Origin of the sequence: Mesorhizobium sp. M0207, assembly GCF_040321995.1 — a bacterium.
Taxonomy (GTDB): domain Bacteria; phylum Pseudomonadota; class Alphaproteobacteria; order Rhizobiales; family Rhizobiaceae; genus Mesorhizobium.
In genome coordinates this window covers 104,826-122,994 of the sequence record NZ_JAMYSQ010000013.1, presented here as the reverse complement: position 1 = coordinate 122,994, position 18,169 = coordinate 104,826, and the positions used below count along the sequence as shown (strand labels likewise).

The window sequence follows — 18,169 nt, the reverse complement described above, 5'->3', positions numbered from 1 at the left end:
ATTTAGTAACTTGGCAATGTGCCTAAATGCAAGAGGTCGACGTTTTCAAAGCGATTGCCAACGAGCGCAGGCTCCAGATCCTCGATTGGCTCAAGGACCCGCGGGCGCATTTTCCGCCGCAGACGGACGGCGATCTGGTCGAGGACGGCGTCTGCGCGCTGCTGATCGCGGAGAGGCTAGGGATCACCCAGGCTACACTCAGCGAGCATATGCGCGTGCTCACCCAGGCAGGGCTTTTGCGCAGCAAGCGCATCAAGCAGTGGATATTCTATCGCCGGAATGAGGACAGAATCGCCGAAATCAGGGCGCTCATTCAGCACTGGCTGTAGCTGCAGAGTTCTACTCCAACCAGTCCGGCACCGAGTCCAGTCCGATCAGCTCGTCATAGGTCTGGCGCGGACGCACAACGTGGAAGCGGTCGCCGTCGACCAGCACTTCCGGTACCAGCAGCCTGGTATTGTAGGTGCCGGCCTGAACGGCGCCATAGGCGCCGGCGGTGGAGAGAGCGATCAGGTCGCCGGATTTCAGCCGGGGCAGGTCACGGTCGAGCCCGAGATAGTCGCCGGTCTCGCAAACCGGGCCGACGACGTCGACCTTCATGCGTGGTGCAGCGGCCGGCTGCTGCGCCACCGGCTTGATGTCGTGAAAAGCGTCGTAAAGCGTCGGCCGGATCAGGTCGTTCATCGCGGCGTCGACGACGAGGAAGTTCTTGGCGTCGCCCTCCTTCACGAAGATTACTTCCGACACCAGGATGCCGGCATTCCCGACGATCAGCCGGCCTGGCTCGAACATTACCTTCAGCCCAAGTTTGGCAACATGTTTCCTGACGATCCGGGCATAGGCATCGGGCAAAGGCGGTGGGTTGTTGTCGACGCGGTAGGGAATGCCAAGGCCGCCGCCGACATCGATGTGCTCGATGGCATGACCGTCGGAGCGCAAGGCGCCGACCAGCTCCACCAGCAGCGCAAAGGCGTCGTCGAAGGGCTGCAATTCGGTGATCTGGCTGCCGATATGGGTGTCTATGCCGGTGACCTTGATGCCCGTCAGCTCAGCCGCGCGCGCATAGACCTTCCGCGCATGCTGCCACGGAATGCCGAACTTGTTCTCGGCCTTCCCAGTCGAAATCTTCTTGTGCGTCCTGGCGTCGACATCCGGGTTGATGCGCAGCGAGATCGGCGCGATCTTGCCCAGCGCGGTGGCGCGGGCCGACAGCAGCTCCAGCTCCGGTTCGGATTCGACGTTGAAACAGAGAATGCCGGCCGAGAGCGCAGAATCCATTTCGCGCGCGGTCTTGCCGACGCCCGAAAACAGGATCTTGCTTGCCGGGATGCCGGCCGCCAAAGCGCGGCGCAATTCGCCCTCCGAGACCACGTCGGCGCCGGCGCCGAGCCTTGCCAGCACCCTCAGCACGGCCTGGTTGGAATTCGCCTTCATGGCATAGCAGACGAGAGCATCGAGCCCGGCAAAGGCCTCGGTGAAGACGCGAAAATGCCTGGTCAGCGTCGCCGTCGAATAACAGTAGAACGGCGTGCCGACGCTGGCGGCGATGTCTGATATCGCCACGTCCTCGGCATGCAGCGCGCCGTCGCGGTAGTCGAAATGGTTCACGAGATTGGTCCGAAATCAGAGCAGCGGGTCGAGGATGAATTTCTTGTCCTCGACAGGTTTTTCCGGCTCCGGCGGCAAGGGTTGCTTGGCCTTCTCGGCGTCCTTGCGGGCCTGCACGGCTGCCGCGTACGGCGTGTCGAGCGCAGCCTTCCTGCCGCAGGCCGCAACGGTGGCCATTGCCGCCAGCAGCGTCAGCGTCACCAAAATCCTGCTTCCGGTCATCGTGCCATCCGTCCGAAACTGTTGCCCGCAGCCGCTTCTAGCCGAGTTTTGCGGCCATTGCACCCCGCGTCTTACGCCTTGGCGAGCCGCTTTTTCCAGTAGCGGATCTGCTTGCGCACCTCGGACGGCGCGGTGCCGCCGAAGCTCGTGCGGCTCTTTACAGAATTCTGCACGGCAAGAACCGAAAACACGTCGGCGCTGATACCGGGGTGAATGGACTGCAGATCCTCCAGCGAAAGCCTGTCGAGCCCGACCTTCTTCTCCTCGGCCAGCGCCACCGCCCGGCCAGTGATATGGTGCGCCTCGCGGAACGGCAGGCCGAGCGAGCGCACCAGCCAGTCGGCGAGGTCGGTCGCAGTCGAATAGCCGGCGCCGGCCGCCTTCTTCATCGCGGCAGTGTTCACCGTCATATCGCGCACCATGCCGGTCATCGCCGCCAGCATCAGGTCGAGCGTCTCGGCCGCGTCGAAGACCGATTCCTTGTCTTCCTGCATGTCCTTGCCATAGGTCAGCGGCATGCCCTTCATCACCGTCAGCAGACCGACGAGATGGCCGGTGACACGGCCGGTCTTGCCGCGCACCAGTTCGGCAGCGTCCGGGTTCTTCTTCTGCGGCATGATCGACGAACCCGTCGAGAAACTATCCGACAGCCTGATGAAGCCGAATTGCGGCGTCGACCAGATGATGATCTCTTCGGCCAGCCGCGACAGATGCGTCGCGCAGATCGCCGCAAAGCCCAGGAACTCGAGCGCGAAATCGCGGTCCGAAACACTGTCGAGCGAATTGCGCATCGGCTCGCGGAAGCCAAGCGCCTTCGCCGTCTGGTGCCGGTCGATGGAAAAGCTGGTGCCGGCAAGGGCGGCGGCGCCGAGCGGGCTTTCATCCATCCGCTCGATGGCGTCGCGGACACGCGACAGGTCGCGCGCAAACATCTCGACATAGGCCATGCAGTGGTGGCCGAAGGTCACCGGCTGCGCCGCCTGCATGTGGGTGAAGCCCGGCATCACCGTTGCCGCATGCTCCTCGGCCCGATCCAGGAACGCCGTGATCAGGCCCTTCAGCGCCTCGGCGACACGAAAGCATTCGTCCTTGACCCACAGCCTGAGGTCGACCGCCACCTGGTCGTTGCGCGAGCGGGCGGTATGCAGGCGGCCGGCGGCGGGGCCGATCAAATCGGCCAGACGGGCCTCGACATTCATGTGGATGTCTTCCAGCCTGGTCGAGAACTCGAATGTGCCGGCCTCGATCTCTGCGAGGATCGTGTTCAGCCCGTGAGCGATTTTTTCTTGATCGGCCGCCGAAATAATGCCCGTTTGCGCCAGCATCTGGCTATGGGCGATCGAGCCGCGAATATCCTGCGCATAGAGTTTGCGGTCGAACGAGATCGATGCGTTGATCGCTTCCATGATTGCGGCCGGACCCGAGGCAAAACGTCCGCCCCACATCTGGTTGCTGGCCTTCTTGTCGTTCATCGCTATAACCCGTGCTCCGGAGCAGTTTTTCAAAAATGGCAGACGGCAATAGATTTTTCCCGGCTTTGCGTCTCATCCTCGCCGCTTTGGTTGCGGGCGTGCTGGCCGGCGCGGTCGCGGTATATGTCAGGGAAAGCAGTTCTGGCAACAAGGCGCCCGCGCAAGTGGCCGCCGGCGGCGGCAAGGACGACGTCGCCTGCGCCGCCAAGACCGACCGTGCCAAGAAGATCGCCGCCGCTGCCACCGGCCAGGTTGCCGCGCTTTTGCCGGCGGATCCGCCGCAATCGCTGAAAAGCCTTGCCTTCAACGGCCCCGACGGCAAGCCGACGACGATCGCCGATCATGCCGGCAAGACGGTGCTGCTCAATCTGTGGGCGACATGGTGCGCACCTTGCCGCGCCGAAATGCCGGCGCTCGATGCGCTGCAGAAGGAGATGGGCAGCGATGCGTTTCAGGTTGTTGCCGTCAACGTCGATGCCGGCGACGATGCCAAACCGAAGAAGTTCCTGGAGGACACCGGCGTCAAGTCGCTCGGCTACTATCGCGATGCCACGATGGCGCTGTTCAACGACGTCAAGACGCGCGGCCTGGCGCTCGGTCTGCCGGTCACCATGCTGATCGATGGGCAAGGCTGCCTGATCGCCCATATGAATGGCCCGGCCGAATGGTCGGGGCCGGATGCCAAGCGTCTGGTCGAGGCGGCGCTTCAGCCGGGATAGGCTCAGACCGTGCGCAGGCGCGGCTTGAGCACGGCAATGCTTGCGCCGCGTCGGCTGGCGGTGCGGATTGCCGGAGCGGCCACGCCCGTCAGTTCCCCGAATGTCTCGATCGGAGCCGGTTTGCCGAGGTAGTAGCCTTGCCCGATCTCGCAAGCCTCGGCGTCCAGGAACTGCAATTCACCCGGCGTCTCGATGCCTTCTGCCAGAACCGGTAAGCCGAGACCGCGTCCAAGCCCCAGCACGGCGCGAACGATCGCCGCGAACTGGGCGTTCTTGTCGACCGATTTGATGAACGACCCGTCGATCTTGATCTTGTCGAAGGGAAAGGCGCTGAGGTTGGACAGCGAAGAATAGCCGGTGCCAAAATCGTCCATCGCCACATGCACGCCAAGCGCCTTGACCTGCCTCAAGGTTGCCAGCGCGCGCGGCATGTCCTTCACCAGGGCCGTTTCGGTGATCTCCAGTTCGAGCCTGCCGGGGGCCAGGCCGGATCTCGTCAATGCGTCGTGCACCTTGCGGCTGAAGTTCGGATTGTGAAGTTGCACGGCGGAGACGTTGACGGCGACCATCAGCGGGTTTGTCCAGCGAACAGCATCGTTACAAGCCGTCGTCAGCACCCAGTCGCCGATCTGCGCGATAGCGCCACTGTCCTCGGCCACGGGGATGAAAACGGTCGGAGAAATGTCACCCCGCTCAGGGTGCTGCCAACGGACCAGGGCTTCGAAGCCGATCATCCTGCCGCCGCGGATCTCCTTCTGCGGCTGATAGACGAGGTGGAACTCCTTGCGGGCGATCGCCTGGCGCAATTCATGCTCCATCACGCGCTTGTCGCGGGCCGCGGTGCCCATGGCTATCTCGAAAAACCGATAAGTGTCCCTGCCTTCGGTTTTGGCGCGATGGAGTGCCGTGTCGGCATGGCTGATCAGGCCGGCCTGGTCTTCGGCATCCAGCGGAAAGAAGGCGATGCCGATGCTGGCCGAGACGAGGCCGGAGCCGACCGAAACCCTGTTTTCCTCCCGGATCGCCGCCAGCAAGTCCTCGGCTATCCGGCCTGCGGCCAGGGGGTCGGGGAGGTTCGGAGCTATGATGGCAAATTCATCGCCGCCGAGACGCGCGAGCATCTGTCCGTGGCGCGGGATGCCGGAAATGCAGTGCGCCAGCTTCTGCAGCATAGCATCGCCGGCCCCGTGGCCATAGAGGTCGTTGACTTGCTTGAACCGGTCGAGGTCAAGCAGCAGGAGCGCCAGATGTCCATCCTTGCCGCCACGATCCATCGAGGCGAATTCTGCTTCCAGCCGGGAAGAAAAGCTCCGCCGATTGGCAAGCCCGGTAAGCGGATCGAAATGCGCGAGGCGGAGGATCTCTTGTTCTGCCTTCTTGCGCTCACGGATGTCGCGAACGGCAAGCACCGTATGAGGCCTGCCGCAGTAGGTGATTTTCCTGGCGATCAGCTCGACAGGAATTCTCGCCCCGTCGCTGCCCCTTAACTTCGCTTCCTGCGCCTGTTCGCCGAAGCCGGACATATCGGCTGCGCTCTGTCCGTCGAAAAGCTCGCCGAATTGCATCGTGTTCAGGGTGGCTGTCGCTGTTCCGGTCAGCTTCGCCATACTGTCATTGGCGCTGACAATGCGGGTGCCATCGCAAACGATCAGACCTTCCACCGCCGCATTGGCGAGATCGTGCATGCGATCGGCCTCGAGCTTCTGGCGGCGAAAGCGCAGGTCGATCCACAGCGCGGCACCCGATAGCACAAGGATTATCAGGCTGGCGACCGCTGCGGCAAAGGCCTGGGAAATGGGCTCGATGGAATGTTCGGATATTTCAATCGAGGAATCCGGAATGATCGACACCGCGGCCATCGCGATGAAATGCAAGCTGCAAATCGCCAGCGTCAAAAGCGCGGCGCCGCCGAAAGTCGCGAGCGCTGACGGACGGCGCAAGACGACAAGGAGCGCCAGTGCCGCGAGGGTCACGCCGGCCAGAAGCGATATCGCGACAAGGAGCAGGTTCCATACGACCCGGCCTTCGACCTCGAAAGCTGCCATGCCGATGTAGTGCATCGTCGCGATGGCGCCGCCCAGAATGGCGCCACCGACGAGGAAATGGTCGATGCCGCGGCGCAAGGTGGCGACCCACATCCCAAGCGCGGTCATGATAACGGCGGCGGCAAGCGAAAAGGCGGATAATCCCGGATTGTATGCGTTCGGTATTCCCGGCGTAAACGCGGTCATGGCGATGAAATGCGTCGCCCATATGCCGAACCCGGTCGAGGCCGCGGCGATCATCAGCCAGACAAGCCGGTTTCGCTCGGTCGATCGGCCGACATGCTTAAGGAGATTAACCGCTGAGAAGCAAGAAATTCCACAGATGAGTGCGGCAAGCGCAACCAGTCTCGGATCGTGCTGACTTACAATACAATTATAGACCGTCAGCATCCTGGTTCACTCGGTCTGCCAAAATTAACAGGGGAGGTGTGACTGATTAGCTCTTGGAGATTTTAACGAATGGTTAACCCGTGGGCCATGAGGCGGGTCTTTTCGGGGGAAAACCGACGCCGCTGCGCCCAAAAAGACAGTGATGTGATTTCTGGCGCCCGGTTTCAGTAGCGAGTGCACTTTAGGAAGGAATGATGTTCATTGATCCGCAATAAAACCGTTGTCCGATTGTCATCAGCGCCACATATTGGCTTTGCGGAAGTGCCCCTTTCGCCAATGACAAACGGGAGATGAAACATGAAGTTCTTCGGCTTTGCGGCCGGTATCGCCGCCACCGTGACCCTGCTTTCCACCACCTCCGCCTTCGCCGTCACGCAGATCAGCTGGTGGCACGCCATGACCGGCGCCAACGCCGAGGTCGTCGCCAAGATCTCCAAGGATTTCAACGCCAGCCAGAGCGACTATGAGCTCGTTCCGGTGTTCAAGGGCACCTATCCGGAGACGCTGAATGCCGGCATCGCTGCCTTTCGTGCCGGGCAAGCGCCAGATATCCTCCAGGTGTTCGACGTCGGCACCGGCGTGATGATGGCGGCCGAGGGTGCGATAAAGCCGGTGGCCGATGTGATGACCGGCGCCGGGATGACTTTCGACAAGAGCCAGTATCTGCCCGGCATCGTCGGCTATTATTCGAAGCCGGACGGCACCATGCTATCGTTCCCCTACAACTCTTCCTCGCCGATCCTCTATTACAACAAGGACATCTTCCAGAAGGCAGGCCTCGACGTGAACAATCCGCCCAAGACGTGGAACGAGGTGTGGGAAGCTGCCAAGAAGATCAAGACGAGCGGCGCCGCCCCTTGCGGCTATACCTCGACCTGGCTGACCTGGATCCACCTGGAGAATTTCGCGGCGTGGAATGACGTGCCTTGGGCCACCCAGCAGAATGGCCTGGCCGGCGGTGATGTCGAACTCAAGATCAATGCGCCGATTTTCGTCAACCACTTCCAGGCGCTCGCTGACCTGGCCAAGGACGGCACATTCAAATATGGCGGGCGCACCTCCGAAGCCAAGCAGATATTCCTCGCCGGCGAATGCGGCATCTTCACCGAATCGTCGGGCGGCCTCGGCGATATCGTCAAGTCCGGCATGAACTATGGCATCGGCCAGCTTCCTTACGACAGTGACGCCAAGGGTGCCCCGCAGAACACGACGCCGGGCGGTGCCAGCCTGTGGGTGTTCGGCAACAAGTCGGACGAGGAATACAAGGGCGTCGCGGCCTTCTTTGCCTATCTGTCCAAGACCGATGTGCAGGAATATCTGCACCAGAAGTCGGGATATTTGCCAGTGACGCTTGCGGCATACGAGGCGACTAAGAAATCAGGCTTCTATGACAAGAACCCCGGCCGCGAGACACCCATCCTGCAGATGATCGGCAAGTCGCCGACCGACAATTCGAAGGGCGTGCGCCTGCCGAATCTGCCGCAGGTGCGTGATATCCAGAACGAGGAGCTGGAGAAGATGCTGGCCGGCCAGCAAACCGCCCAGCAGGCACTCGACAATGCGGTTGCGCGCGGCAACGCGGCGATCAAGGAAGCGCTGGAGAACTGACGGGATTATCTCAGTTAGTCGGTTGGAATATCGCCCACGCGAGCTCGCGCGGGCGATACCTGGATAGCGAGGGAAATCAGCCTGTCTCCACGCGTCGTCTTTCCCAACAAGATCCTGCCCTACCTGCTGGTGGCGCCACAACTCGCCATCACCCTGGTTTTCTTCTACTGGCCGGCCGGTCAGGCGATGTACCAGTCGATGCTCAGGCAAGACCCGTTCGGGCTGAAGAGCAGGTTCGTCTGGTTTGCCAATTTCCGGAAGGTGCTGGCCGATCCGGCCTACCTCAACTCGATCAAGGTCACAGTAGTGTTCTCTCTTGCGACCGCGATCGTTGCCATGGTTGTGGCCCTGCTGCTCGCGGTCATGGCCGAGAAGGCCGTGCGCGGCAAAGGCCTTTACCGCACACTGTTGATATGGCCTTACGCCGTGGCGCCGGCGATTGCCGGCATGCTTTGGCTTTTCCTGTTCAATCCCTCGATCGGCTCGTTGGCCTATTTGCTGAGAAGCCTCGGCGTCGTATGGGACCCGCTCCTCAACGGCACCCACGCCATGATCCTGCTGGTGTCGGCTGCTGCCTGGAAGCAGATCAGCTACAACTTCCTGTTCTTCGTCGCCGGCCTGCAGGCGGTGCCGAAAACGCTGATCGAAGCGGCGGCCATGGACGGCGCCGGCGAAACCAAGCGCTTCTGGACCATCGTCTTCCCGCTGCTTGCGCCGACAACCTTTTTCCTGCTGGTCGTCAACACCGTCTATGCCCTGTTCGACACGTTCGGCATCGTTCATGCCGTCACCGGCGGCGGGCCGGGCAAGACGACAGAGACGCTGGTCTACAAGGTCTACAATGACGGCTTCGTCAATCTGATCCTGGGCGACTCGGCGGCGCAGTCGGTCATCCTGATGGCCATCGTCATCGCGCTCACAGCAATCCAGTTCCGCTATGTGGAACGCAAAGTCCACTACGGCTGAGGGCAGCGATGATCGGCCAGTCCCCGCTCCGCACCTTCATCGCCCATGCCGTGCTCATCCTCGGCATATTGATCGTGGCTTTTCCGATCTACTACACCTTCGTTGCCTCGACGCACACGCTGCAAACGATCCTCAGGCCGCCCCTGCCGCTCTTACCCGGCGGCCAGCTATGGAACAATTACAGCGAGGCGCTGTTCGGCGGCATCGGTCGTATCGGCGGGGTCAGCGTCGGCAGGCTGCTCCTCAACACCACGATCATGGCGCTCGGCGTTGCGGTGGGAAAGATCTTCATCTCGATCCTGTCGGCCTACGCGATCGTGTTCTTTCGCTTTCCGTTGCGCATGACCTTCTTCTGGCTGATCTTCATCACCTTGATGCTTCCAGTCGAGGTGCGCATCCTGCCGACCTACAAGGTGATGGTCGATCTCGGCATGATCGACACCTATGCCGGCCTGATCGTCCCGCTGATCGCCTCGGCCACCGCAACGCTGCTGTTTCGCCAGTTCTTCATGACCATACCGGGCGAATTGGTCGAGGCGGCGCGTGTCGACGGTGCCGGGCCATGGCGCTTCTTTTTCGATATTCTGGTGCCGCTGTCGCGGACAAACATCGCCGCGCTGTTCGTGATCCTCTTCATTTATGGCTGGACGCAGTATCTTTGGCCGCTGCTCGTCACCAACAGCAACGACATGAACACCATCGTCATCGCGCTGAGAAAGATGGTTTCCTTCGCCGATGCCGACACCCAATGGCACCTCGTGATGGTCACGGCAATGCTGGCCATCGTGCCGCCGATCCTGGTGGTCGTGCTGATGCAACGCTGGTTCGTGCGCGGTCTGGTCGAATCCGAAAAGTGAGAAGCCGATGGCGACCGTGGATCTGAAGGATGTCAGGAAAATCTATCCCAGCGGCGTCGAGGCCGTGAAGGGCGTTTCCATCGCCATTCCCGACAAGGAGCTTTGTGTGCTGGTCGGCCCCTCCGGCTGCGGCAAGTCTACGCTGCTGAGGATGATCGCCGGACTGGAGACGATTTCTGCCGGTACAGTCGCCATCGACGGCAAGGTGGTCAACGCCATTGGCCCGACCGAGCGCGACATCGCCATGGTGTTCCAGAACTACGCGCTCTACCCACATATGAAGGTCTATGACAACATGGCCTATGGCCTGCGCAACCGCGGCACGCCGAATGACGAGATCGACAGCAGGGTACGCTCGACTGCCAAGGTGCTGGAGCTTTCGGCGCTGCTCGACCGGCGCCCGCGCGAGCTTTCCGGCGGTCAGCGCCAGCGCGTCGCCATGGGTCGCGCCATCGTGCGCAACCCGAAGGTCTTCCTGTTCGACGAACCGCTGTCCAACCTCGATGCGAAATTACGCGGGCAGATGCGCATCGAGATCAAGAATCTGCAACGCTCGCTTGGCGTCACCTCGGTTTATGTCACGCACGACCAGCTTGAGGCGATGACGCTGGCCGACATCCTCGTCGTCATGAACGCCGGCCTGGTCGAGCAGACCGGCGCGCCGCTTGATGTGTACGAGAAACCGGCCTCGACCTTCGTCGCTTCGTTCATAGGCGCACCGCCGATGAATCTGCTGGCGCTCACAGGGGCCTCCCCAAGCTCGGTATTGGCGGACGGTACTGTGATTGGCTTGGCGCCTCGACAGGGCAAGGCAGTGACACTAGGCTTTCGTCCGGAGGACGCCGACATCACCTTCGCGGCAGAGGCGCCGGCCGGCGCGCTCGCGCTGCCGGCAACAGTGGAAGCGGTCGAACCGGTCGGTGCCGAAAGCTTTCTCCATTGCGTGGCAGCCGGCAGCCGCATCGTGGTGCGCGTCTCAGGCCGCGCCAGCGCCAAGCCAGGCGACCAATTGCGCGTCGTGGCCAGGTCCGAAAAGCTGCATTGGTTCGATCAGGCGGGCAAACGGGTCGATTGAAGTCGGCCTTGCGCAAAACCGTTCATGCAAACACATGCGCCTTGCCCGACACGGTCAGCCGGACGATCTCGCCGATCGCCGGCGCGTCCATGCCCGGCTTGCGCAGGATCAACGGCGTATTGCCGATGGCGGCGGCGTCGGGCGGATCGGGGCTGTTCAACAGACGCACCGCGATGGTGCACATCGAGCCGGCGAACTCCGAATCCGTCACCTCGCCGAACAGCATGTCCGGCGTGCCGGACATGCCTTCACGCGATGTGCGTTTCAGCAACACCTGCTCCGGCCGCAGCATGATGCGGGCGACGTCGCGCCGCTCCGAGCTGTCGACAGCGATGCGGCCGAGCGGCGAGATGGCGAAGCCATCGGCGATCCTTGCCGGCAGGACGATGGCGTCGCCAAGGAACTCGGCGACCATCCTGTCCTTCGGCTTGAAATAGAGCTCGCGCGGCGTGCCGACCTGCGAGAATTTGCCGTCGCGCATCACCGCGACCTGGCTGGCGAATGACAGCGCCTCGGCCTGGTCGTGGGTGACCAGAATGGTGGTGATGCCGGCGGTTTCAAGGAGCTCGGCCACGGCCTTGCGCATCGAGGCGCGCAGGCCGGTGTCGAGCGCCGAGAACGGCTCGTCGAGCAGCATCAGCCGCGGCTTCATGGCCATGGCGCGGGCGAGCGCGACGCGCTGCTGCTGGCCACCGGAGAGTTCGTGCGGACGGCGCTTCAGGATACCTTTGTCCAGCCCGACGACATAGGCGAGCTCGGCGATGCGCTCACTGCGCTTTTCCTCGTGACGCCCCATGCCGAAGCCGATATTGGCGGCGATGCTCAGATGCGGGAATAGAGCGCCGTCCTGCGCCACCAGCCCGATGCCGCGGCGATGCGCCGGCACGGCCGTGTCGCCATCGGCCAGCACCTCGCCATCGAGCACGATGCGGCCCTGGTCCGGCGCCTCGAAGCCGGCGATCAGCCGCAGCAAGGTGGTCTTGCCACAACCGGACGGCCCGACGATTGCCGTACGGCTGCCGCTGGCCACGCTGAGGTCGACGCCGGCAAGTGCTGCGACGGGCCCGTAGTGCTTGTGGATGCCGCTCAGCTCGAGAAAGCTCATCGCCCGGCCATCCGCTTCGACTGGACGTAGAGCAACCAGGTCAAAGGCAGCGACATCGCCACCATGATCAGGGCATAAGGCGCCGCCGACGCATAGTCGATCTCGCCGCTATAGGACCAGAACGCCATGGCCAGCGTGCGGGTGCCGTTGGGCGCCAGCATCTGGGTTGCGGTCAATTCGTTCATGATACCCAGCGCGACCAACGCCATGCCGGCTGCGGCGCCCGGCGCCGACAGGCGGATGGTCGTCGACCACAGCGCCTTGAGCGGCGACCGGCCGAGGCTGGAGGCGGCGCGTTCGAGCTCGACCGGCGCCTGTGCGATCGACGCCCTGAGGCTAATCAGAGCGCGCGGCAGGAACATCAGCGCATAGGCGACCAGGATGGTGAACAGGGTCTGGTAGAGCGGCATGGCGATACGCACGGCGATGGTGACCAGCGCCAGGGCGATGACAACGCCGGGCAACGCGCCGACGATATAGTTGCAGCCCTCCAGGACGCGTTGCAGCCGCCCCGGCGCGCGGATCGAAATCCACGCCATCGGCATTGCCGCGACGGTGGCGAGCAGCGCGCCGGCAATTGCTAGGAACAGCGTTTGGCCAAGCGCCAGGCCGATCTCGTCGAGCCGCCAGACATCGGCGCCGCCGGCCATGAGCCAGCGGCCGATAGTGGCGAACGGCACGCCGAGCGCCAGCAGCGTGGTAATGGCAGGCAGCAGCAGGCAAGGAATGGTGGCGCGCCCAAGGCTCGTGCGCTGCTGCTGGCGCGCAGCACCCGAACCGACGCGGGCGTAGCGCTCCTCGCCGCGCACCAGCACCTCCAGCCCGAGCAACACAAGGCAGCAGGTCACCAGCACGCCGGCCAGCATGTTGGCGGCGGGACCGTTGAAGGTCGACTGGAACTGGTCGACGATCGCGGTGGTGAAGGTGTCGAAGCGGATGAACACATAGAGCCCGTATTCGGCCAGGAGATGCAGGCCGACCAGCAGGGAGCCGCCGCAAATGGCGAGCCGGAGCTGCGGCAGCACGACACGCCTGAACACACGCCACGGGCCGAGACCAAGGGCTGCCGCTGCATCTTCGAGAGCGGGATCGAGCCGGCGCAATGCCGCCGCCACCGGCAGATAAAGGAAGGGGAAGTAGGCGATGACCGACACAAGCACGCCGGCCCACAGGCCGTGCAGTCTGGGCACCATGGTGATCCAGGCGTAACTATGGACGAAGGCCGGAATGGCGAGCGGCGCCACCGACAGCCAGGCCCATAGGCGGGTACCCGGCAGATCGCTGCGCTCGGTCAGCCAGGCCAGCATGACCGACAGCACGATCGAGATCGGCACCGCCAACACCACCAGCAGGCTGGTGTTGACCAGAAGTTCGCCGACGCGCGGCCTGAACACCAGCGCCGCCACCGTTTCCCAGCCGGTCTGCACCGCCACCCAGACGATGAAGGCAAGCGGCAGCAGCGCGAAAAGCGAGACAAAGACGGCAGCCAACGCAATCCATGAGACCGACCAACGACGTGCCCGCACGGCCGTGGCGTCGGCCGGCAAGCCTGGGCGTGCGAGATCGATCGCGGATTGCATCAGATCAGACGTTGCGCCAGCTCCGCCCGGAGGCGGAAACGATCGGCGGCGGATAATCTCGCGGGTAGCTTGTGGTCATAGGCAAATGCCATCTTGAAAACAGAGCGCTCCTGTGGAAAGCGAATTCCCACAGGAGCGCAGTCGGTTGCCCTTTTAGGACGAACGCCGGCTAAAGCAAGCCGGCCGCCGTCATCAGGTCGGTCACCTTTTTCGAGTTCAGCGTCGTTGGGTCGACTTTCGGCGCCTGCAGATCGGCCAGCGGCACCAGCTTCGGATTGGACTCGGCGCCCTTGCCGACTGCGTATTCGAACGAATCGCCTGTTTTCAGCACGTCCTGGCCGCCATTGCCGGTGACCCATTTCAGGAAAGCCTGCGCTTCCTTCGGGTGCTTGCTCGAGGCCAGCACACCACCGCCGGAAACCGAGACGAAAGCGCCGGGGTCCTGGTGCTTGAAATAGTGCAACTCGACATTCTTGCTGTTCTCGCCGGTCTTGGCCTGATCGCCGTAGTAGTAATAGTGGTAGATCACGCCGCCTTCGACCTCGCCGGCATTGACCGCCTTCATCACCGTGCTGTTGCCCTTATAGGCGGTAAAATTCTCCTTCATCGCCTTCAGCCATTCGGCCGTCGCTGCCTCGCCCTTGAGCTGCAGAAGCGCGCTGACGATCGCCTGGAAATCGGCGCCGGAGGGAGAAGCGGCCCAGCGGCCCTTCCAGCTCGGATCGGCGAGATCGAGCAGCGATTTCGGCAGCTGGTCGGCGGTCAGCTTGGTCTTGTTGTAGGCAAAGACGGTGCTGCGCGCGGCGACGCCGACCCATTTGCCGCTCGCCGGCTGGTACTCCTGCGGAACCTGAGCCAGCGTCTCGGTGTCGACCGATGCGAACAGGCCGGCCGCCTCGACTAATGCCATGGCCGGCGAATTCTCCGTCAGGAATACATCGGCGGGCGAAGCGGTGCCTTCGGCAACAATCTGGTTGGAAAAATCGCTGTCGCCGCCATTGCGGACGGTAACCTTGATGCCGGTTTCCTTGGTGAATCCCTCCGCCCAAGCCTTGGTCAGGTTTTCGTGCTGGGCGTTGTAGACGACGATGCCCTCGTCCTCTGCCATTGCCGGGCCGGCGATCAGGCTGATTGCAAGTGCTGTCGCACCGGCAAGGGCGGAAAGAGCATATTTCATGGCGTCGTCCTCGATTTCGATTGGCTTTGGCTTGGCACGCTGCACCTATCAATACATGACTAGCGCAGTCAACATTGCTGGCCCACTCAATCGCTCAAAAGGAGCAAACTTTCGTCATGCTCAGCTAATTTGCCTTGGACATTATTTCGCCGGCCACGTAACAAATCAGCGCCGAGACGCGAATATCGGGGAGTGAACTCTTGTGAGCGGCAAGGACGAAGCCGAGCTTTCACGGCTGCTGCGGGCCGCGATCGCCGGAGACGAAAGAGCCTATGCCGACTTTCTGCACCGGATCGCCGCGCTCGTTCGTGGCTTTGCCCGGCGCAAGATCGTGCAGGGCGGGGTGGATCCCGAGGATGTAGTGCAGGAAACCTTGCTGGCCATTCATGTGAAACGACACACCTGGCGCCATGATGCGCCGGTGCTGCCTTGGGTTTATGCAATAGCCCGCTTCAAGCTGATCGATGCGTTCCGGCGGCGCGGTCGGCGGATCGAGATCGAGATCGACGAAATCGCCGAGACCTTTGCCGAGCCGGAATCGGAGACGGTGAGCGAGCGCGACGTCAACCGGGCGCTCGACAGCCTGTCGCCGGCACAGCGTTCCGTCGTCTCGGCCGTATCGGTCGAAGGCCGGTCAATCGGTGAGACCGCGGCCAAATTCGGCATCAGCGAGACGGCTGTGCGGGTGTCACTGCACCGCGGGCTTGCCGCCATTGCCAAACGGTTCAGGGCGGGGCGGGAATAAGAATAACATGAGGACCGAAGATTTCATCAGGGCGCTTGACGCCGATGCCCGCAGCAAGGCGCTGCCGCTAGGCACCGCCTGGTGGCTTGCCGCCGGCGTGGCCATCGTGATCGCGGCCGCGGTTTTCTGGCTGACGATCGGCCCGCGCCCCGACATTGCGATCGCCATGCACACGATGCGGTTCCTGTCCAAATTCGTCTTCACGATTGCTCTTGCCGTCAGCGCCTTTGTCCTGGTGCGTGGGCTGTCGACGCCCGGTGCATCGACCGGCCGGGCGGTGAGCTGGATGATCGCCGCGCCGCTGCTGGTGATTGTGGCTGTGATTTTCGAACTCTTCGCCGTGCCTGCGTCCGACTGGGGCACGCGCCTGGTCGGCACGAACATGGTCATCTGCCTGACCTTCGTTCCGTTGATCGGGATCGGCCCGCTTGCCGTCTTTCTCGCGGTGCTGCGCCATGGCGCGCCGACAAGGCCGGTGCTTGCCGGTGCGGCCGCGGGCCTGCTTGCCGGCGGGCTGGCGGCGACCTTCTATGCGGCGCATTGCTTCGACGATTCGCCGCTTTTCGTCGGCACCTGGTATACGATCGCGGTCGCCATCCTTGCCGTGCTCGGGGCGCTCGGCGGACGACTTTTTGTGCGCTGGTAGCGAGGCGATCAGCGTGTCGGAACGGGATGCTCGCCGCGATAGTCGTAGAAGCCACGCCCGGTCTTGCGGCCGAGCCAGCCGGCCTCGACATATTTGACCAGCAGCGGGCAGGGGCGGTATTTCGAATCCGACAGCCCGTCATGCAGCACCTGCATGATCGATAGGCAGGTATCGAGCCCGATGAAGTCGGCAAGCTGCAGCGGCCCCATCGGATGGTTGGCGCCGAGCTTCATGGCGGTATCGATGGCGTCGACCGAGCCGACACCTTCATAGAGCGTGTAGATCGCCTCGTTGATCATCGGCAGCAGGATGCGGTTGACGATGAAGGCCGGGAAATCCTCCGAGACGGTGATCGTCTTGTCGAGCTGCTTCACATAGGTTTTTGCCGCCTCGAAGGTCTGGTCCTCGGTGGCGATGCCGCGCACCAGTTCGACCAGTTTCATCACCGGAACCGGATTCATGAAATGTATGCCGATGAAGCGTTCCGGCCGGTCGGTCTGCGAAGCCAGCCGTGTGATCGAGATCGATGACGTGTTCGTCGCCAGGATGGCCTCGGGGTTGAGCTGCGGGCAGAGCTGGGCGTAGATCTTGCGCTTGACCGTCTCGTCCTCCGTCGCTGCTTCGATCACCAGATCGGCGCCCGCAAGGTCGGCCATGGCCGGTGCCGCCGAAATGCGCGCCATCGCCTCATTGCGCAGCTTTTCCTCGAGTTTGCCTGAGCCGACCTGACGGGCCATGTTGCCGCTGATCGTAGCGATGCCCTTTTCGATGCGGTCGGGCGAAATATCGTAAACCAGCACCTTATAGCCCGCCAGCGCCGACACATGGGCGATGCCGCCACCCATCTGGCCCGCGCCGATGATGCCGATCGTTTCGATCTTGCTCATTACCCGATCCCGTCGAGGCCTTTGCGGCCGGTTTTTTGTGCAGTGCAAACTAAAAGGGCGGGGCGACTTCGTCTACCCCACCCCTCAGAATTTAATACGCTTTGGCAGAAGGCGTCAAAGCGCCTTTTGCAGTTCCGGCAGAATGACGAAGAGATCGCCGACGAGACCGTAGTCGGCGACCTGGAAGATCGGCGCTTCCTCGTCCTTGTTGATGGCAACGATCACCTTCGAATCCTTCATGCCGGCAAGGTGCTGGATGGCACCGGAGATGCCGACGGCAATATAAAGGTCGGGCGCTACCACCTTGCCGGTCTGGCCGACCTGCCAGTCGTTCGGCGCATAGCCGGCATCGACGGCGGCGCGAGATGCGCCAACCGCCGCACCGAGCTTGTCGGCGACCGGCAGGATGACCTCCTGGAACTTCTCGGAGGAGCCCAGCGCACGGCCGCCCGAGATGATGATCTTGGCCGAGGTCAGCTCTGGACGGTCGGTCTCGGAGAGCTTGTTCTCGACAAAGCTCGACAGGCCGGGATTGGCCGCCGCCTGGACCGTCTCGACCGGCGCGGAACCGCCCTCGGGCGCTGCCTGGAAGGAAGCGGTACGCACCGTGATGACCTTCTTGGCGTCACTGGACTGCACCGTCTGGATGGCGTTGCCGGCATAGATCGGCCGCTTGAAGGTGTCGGGCGACACGACTTCGATGATTTCAGATATCTGGGCGACATCGAGCAGCGCCGCCACGCGGGGCGCGACGTTCTTGCCCGACGAGGTCGCCGGCGCGATGATCGTCTCGTATGGCTCAGCAAGCGAAACGACGAGTGCCGCCAGCGGTTCGGCGAGACGCTCGGTCAGTTCGTCGGCGTCGGCGAGCAGCACCTTGGTGACGCCCTTGAGCTTGGCGGCGGCGTCCGCTGCCGGCTTGGCACCTTTGCCGGCAACCAGCACATGCACGTCCGAACCGATCTGCAGCGCCGCCGAAAGCGCCTTGGCGGTCTGGTCGGAAAGCGCAGCGTTGTCGTGTTCGGCAATCAGAAGAATAGCCATGATGTTTTCCTGACTTTCGTCTT

The 18,169-nt window shown here is 62.7% G+C and carries 17 protein-coding genes; 8 read left to right on the top strand and 9 right to left on the bottom strand.

Going from position 1 to position 18,169, the window contains the following annotated elements; all coding sequences use genetic code 11:
- Window positions 1-26 precede the first annotated feature (26 nt).
- On the top strand, window positions 27-329 hold the full coding sequence (locus tag NKJ15_RS18610; RefSeq protein WP_352816673.1) for an ArsR/SmtB family transcription factor: 303 nt from the start codon (window positions 27-29) through the stop codon (window positions 327-329).
- A 10-nt stretch (window positions 330-339) separates the two neighbouring features.
- Here the strand turns inward: NKJ15_RS18610 and lysA are convergent, their stop codons facing one another.
- From lysA to argH, 3 genes are all read right to left on the bottom strand, one after another.
- Window positions 340-1,608 carry a diaminopimelate decarboxylase gene (lysA, locus tag NKJ15_RS18605; protein WP_352816672.1) on the bottom strand — a complete coding sequence of 423 codons (1,269 nt, stop codon included), beginning with the start codon at window positions 1,606-1,608 and terminating at the stop codon, window positions 340-342.
- Between the two features lie 15 nt (window positions 1,609-1,623).
- Window positions 1,624-1,830 (bottom strand): hypothetical protein, encoded by a 207-nt coding sequence (locus NKJ15_RS18600; protein ID WP_023677931.1) that lies wholly within the window; start codon window positions 1,828-1,830, stop codon window positions 1,624-1,626.
- A gap of 71 nt (window positions 1,831-1,901) precedes the next feature.
- A complete protein-coding gene (argH, locus tag NKJ15_RS18595) occupies window positions 1,902-3,302 on the bottom strand; it encodes an argininosuccinate lyase (protein ID WP_352471406.1) in 1,401 nt (466 codons plus the stop codon).
- A 35-nt stretch (window positions 3,303-3,337) separates the two neighbouring features.
- Between argH and tlpA the strand changes: the two genes are divergently transcribed.
- A complete protein-coding gene (gene tlpA / locus NKJ15_RS18590; protein WP_023677933.1) occupies window positions 3,338-4,021 on the top strand; it encodes a thiol:disulfide interchange protein TlpA in 684 nt (227 codons plus the stop codon).
- Between the two features lie 2 nt (window positions 4,022-4,023).
- On the opposite strand, the gene NKJ15_RS18585 is transcribed toward tlpA, so the two are convergent.
- Complete coding sequence (locus tag NKJ15_RS18585; RefSeq protein ID WP_352816670.1) at window positions 4,024-6,456, bottom strand: bifunctional diguanylate cyclase/phosphodiesterase; 2,433 nt, start codon at window positions 6,454-6,456, stop codon at window positions 4,024-4,026.
- Between the two features lie 297 nt (window positions 6,457-6,753).
- On the opposite strand from NKJ15_RS18585, the gene ugpB reads away from it, so the two are divergent.
- The 4 genes from ugpB (at window position 6,754) to ugpC (ending at window position 10,962) form a co-directional block, all read left to right on the top strand.
- Window positions 6,754-8,064 (top strand): sn-glycerol-3-phosphate ABC transporter substrate-binding protein UgpB, encoded by a 1,311-nt coding sequence (gene ugpB / locus NKJ15_RS18580; protein ID WP_352471403.1) that lies wholly within the window; start codon window positions 6,754-6,756, stop codon window positions 8,062-8,064.
- Between the two features lie 81 nt (window positions 8,065-8,145).
- A complete protein-coding gene (ugpA, locus tag NKJ15_RS18575) occupies window positions 8,146-9,030 on the top strand; it encodes a sn-glycerol-3-phosphate ABC transporter permease UgpA (protein WP_352816757.1) in 885 nt (294 codons plus the stop codon).
- A gap of 8 nt (window positions 9,031-9,038) precedes the next feature.
- On the top strand, window positions 9,039-9,887 hold the full coding sequence (ugpE, locus tag NKJ15_RS18570; protein ID WP_352570555.1) for a sn-glycerol-3-phosphate ABC transporter permease UgpE: 849 nt from the start codon (window positions 9,039-9,041) through the stop codon (window positions 9,885-9,887).
- Window positions 9,888-9,894: 7 nt separating this feature from the next.
- A complete protein-coding gene (gene ugpC / locus NKJ15_RS18565; RefSeq protein WP_352452447.1) occupies window positions 9,895-10,962 on the top strand; it encodes a sn-glycerol-3-phosphate ABC transporter ATP-binding protein UgpC in 1,068 nt (355 codons plus the stop codon).
- 22 nt (window positions 10,963-10,984) lie between these two features.
- Here ugpC and NKJ15_RS18560 read toward each other — a convergent pair whose 3' ends face one another.
- From NKJ15_RS18560 to NKJ15_RS18550, 3 genes are all read right to left on the bottom strand, one after another.
- Entirely contained in the window at window positions 10,985-12,067 is a 1,083-nt protein-coding gene (locus NKJ15_RS18560) for an ABC transporter ATP-binding protein (protein WP_352743791.1), read from the bottom strand.
- Window positions 12,064-13,647 (bottom strand): ABC transporter permease, encoded by a 1,584-nt coding sequence (locus tag NKJ15_RS18555; protein ID WP_352615994.1) that lies wholly within the window; start codon window positions 13,645-13,647, stop codon window positions 12,064-12,066. The genes NKJ15_RS18560 and NKJ15_RS18555 overlap by 4 nt, the downstream gene beginning before the upstream one ends.
- A gap of 169 nt (window positions 13,648-13,816) precedes the next feature.
- A complete protein-coding gene (locus tag NKJ15_RS18550; RefSeq protein WP_352816668.1) occupies window positions 13,817-14,824 on the bottom strand; it encodes an iron ABC transporter substrate-binding protein in 1,008 nt (335 codons plus the stop codon).
- A gap of 202 nt (window positions 14,825-15,026) precedes the next feature.
- Between NKJ15_RS18550 and NKJ15_RS18545 the strand changes: the two genes are divergently transcribed.
- Complete coding sequence (locus NKJ15_RS18545; RefSeq protein WP_352489432.1) at window positions 15,027-15,569, top strand: sigma-70 family RNA polymerase sigma factor; 543 nt, start codon at window positions 15,027-15,029, stop codon at window positions 15,567-15,569.
- A gap of 7 nt (window positions 15,570-15,576) precedes the next feature.
- Window positions 15,577-16,215, top strand: a complete 639-nt coding sequence (locus tag NKJ15_RS18540) for an NrsF family protein (protein WP_352816665.1) — start codon at window positions 15,577-15,579, stop codon at window positions 16,213-16,215.
- Window positions 16,216-16,223: 8 nt separating this feature from the next.
- On the opposite strand, the gene NKJ15_RS18535 is transcribed toward NKJ15_RS18540, so the two are convergent.
- Window positions 16,224-17,102, bottom strand: coding sequence for a 3-hydroxybutyryl-CoA dehydrogenase (locus tag NKJ15_RS18535; protein ID WP_023677945.1), 879 nt, complete (start codon window positions 17,100-17,102; stop codon window positions 16,224-16,226).
- A gap of 114 nt (window positions 17,103-17,216) precedes the next feature.
- Complete coding sequence (locus NKJ15_RS18530) at window positions 17,217-18,146, bottom strand: electron transfer flavoprotein subunit alpha/FixB family protein (RefSeq protein ID WP_023677946.1); 930 nt, start codon at window positions 18,144-18,146, stop codon at window positions 17,217-17,219.
- Window positions 18,147-18,169: the final 23 nt, after the last annotated feature.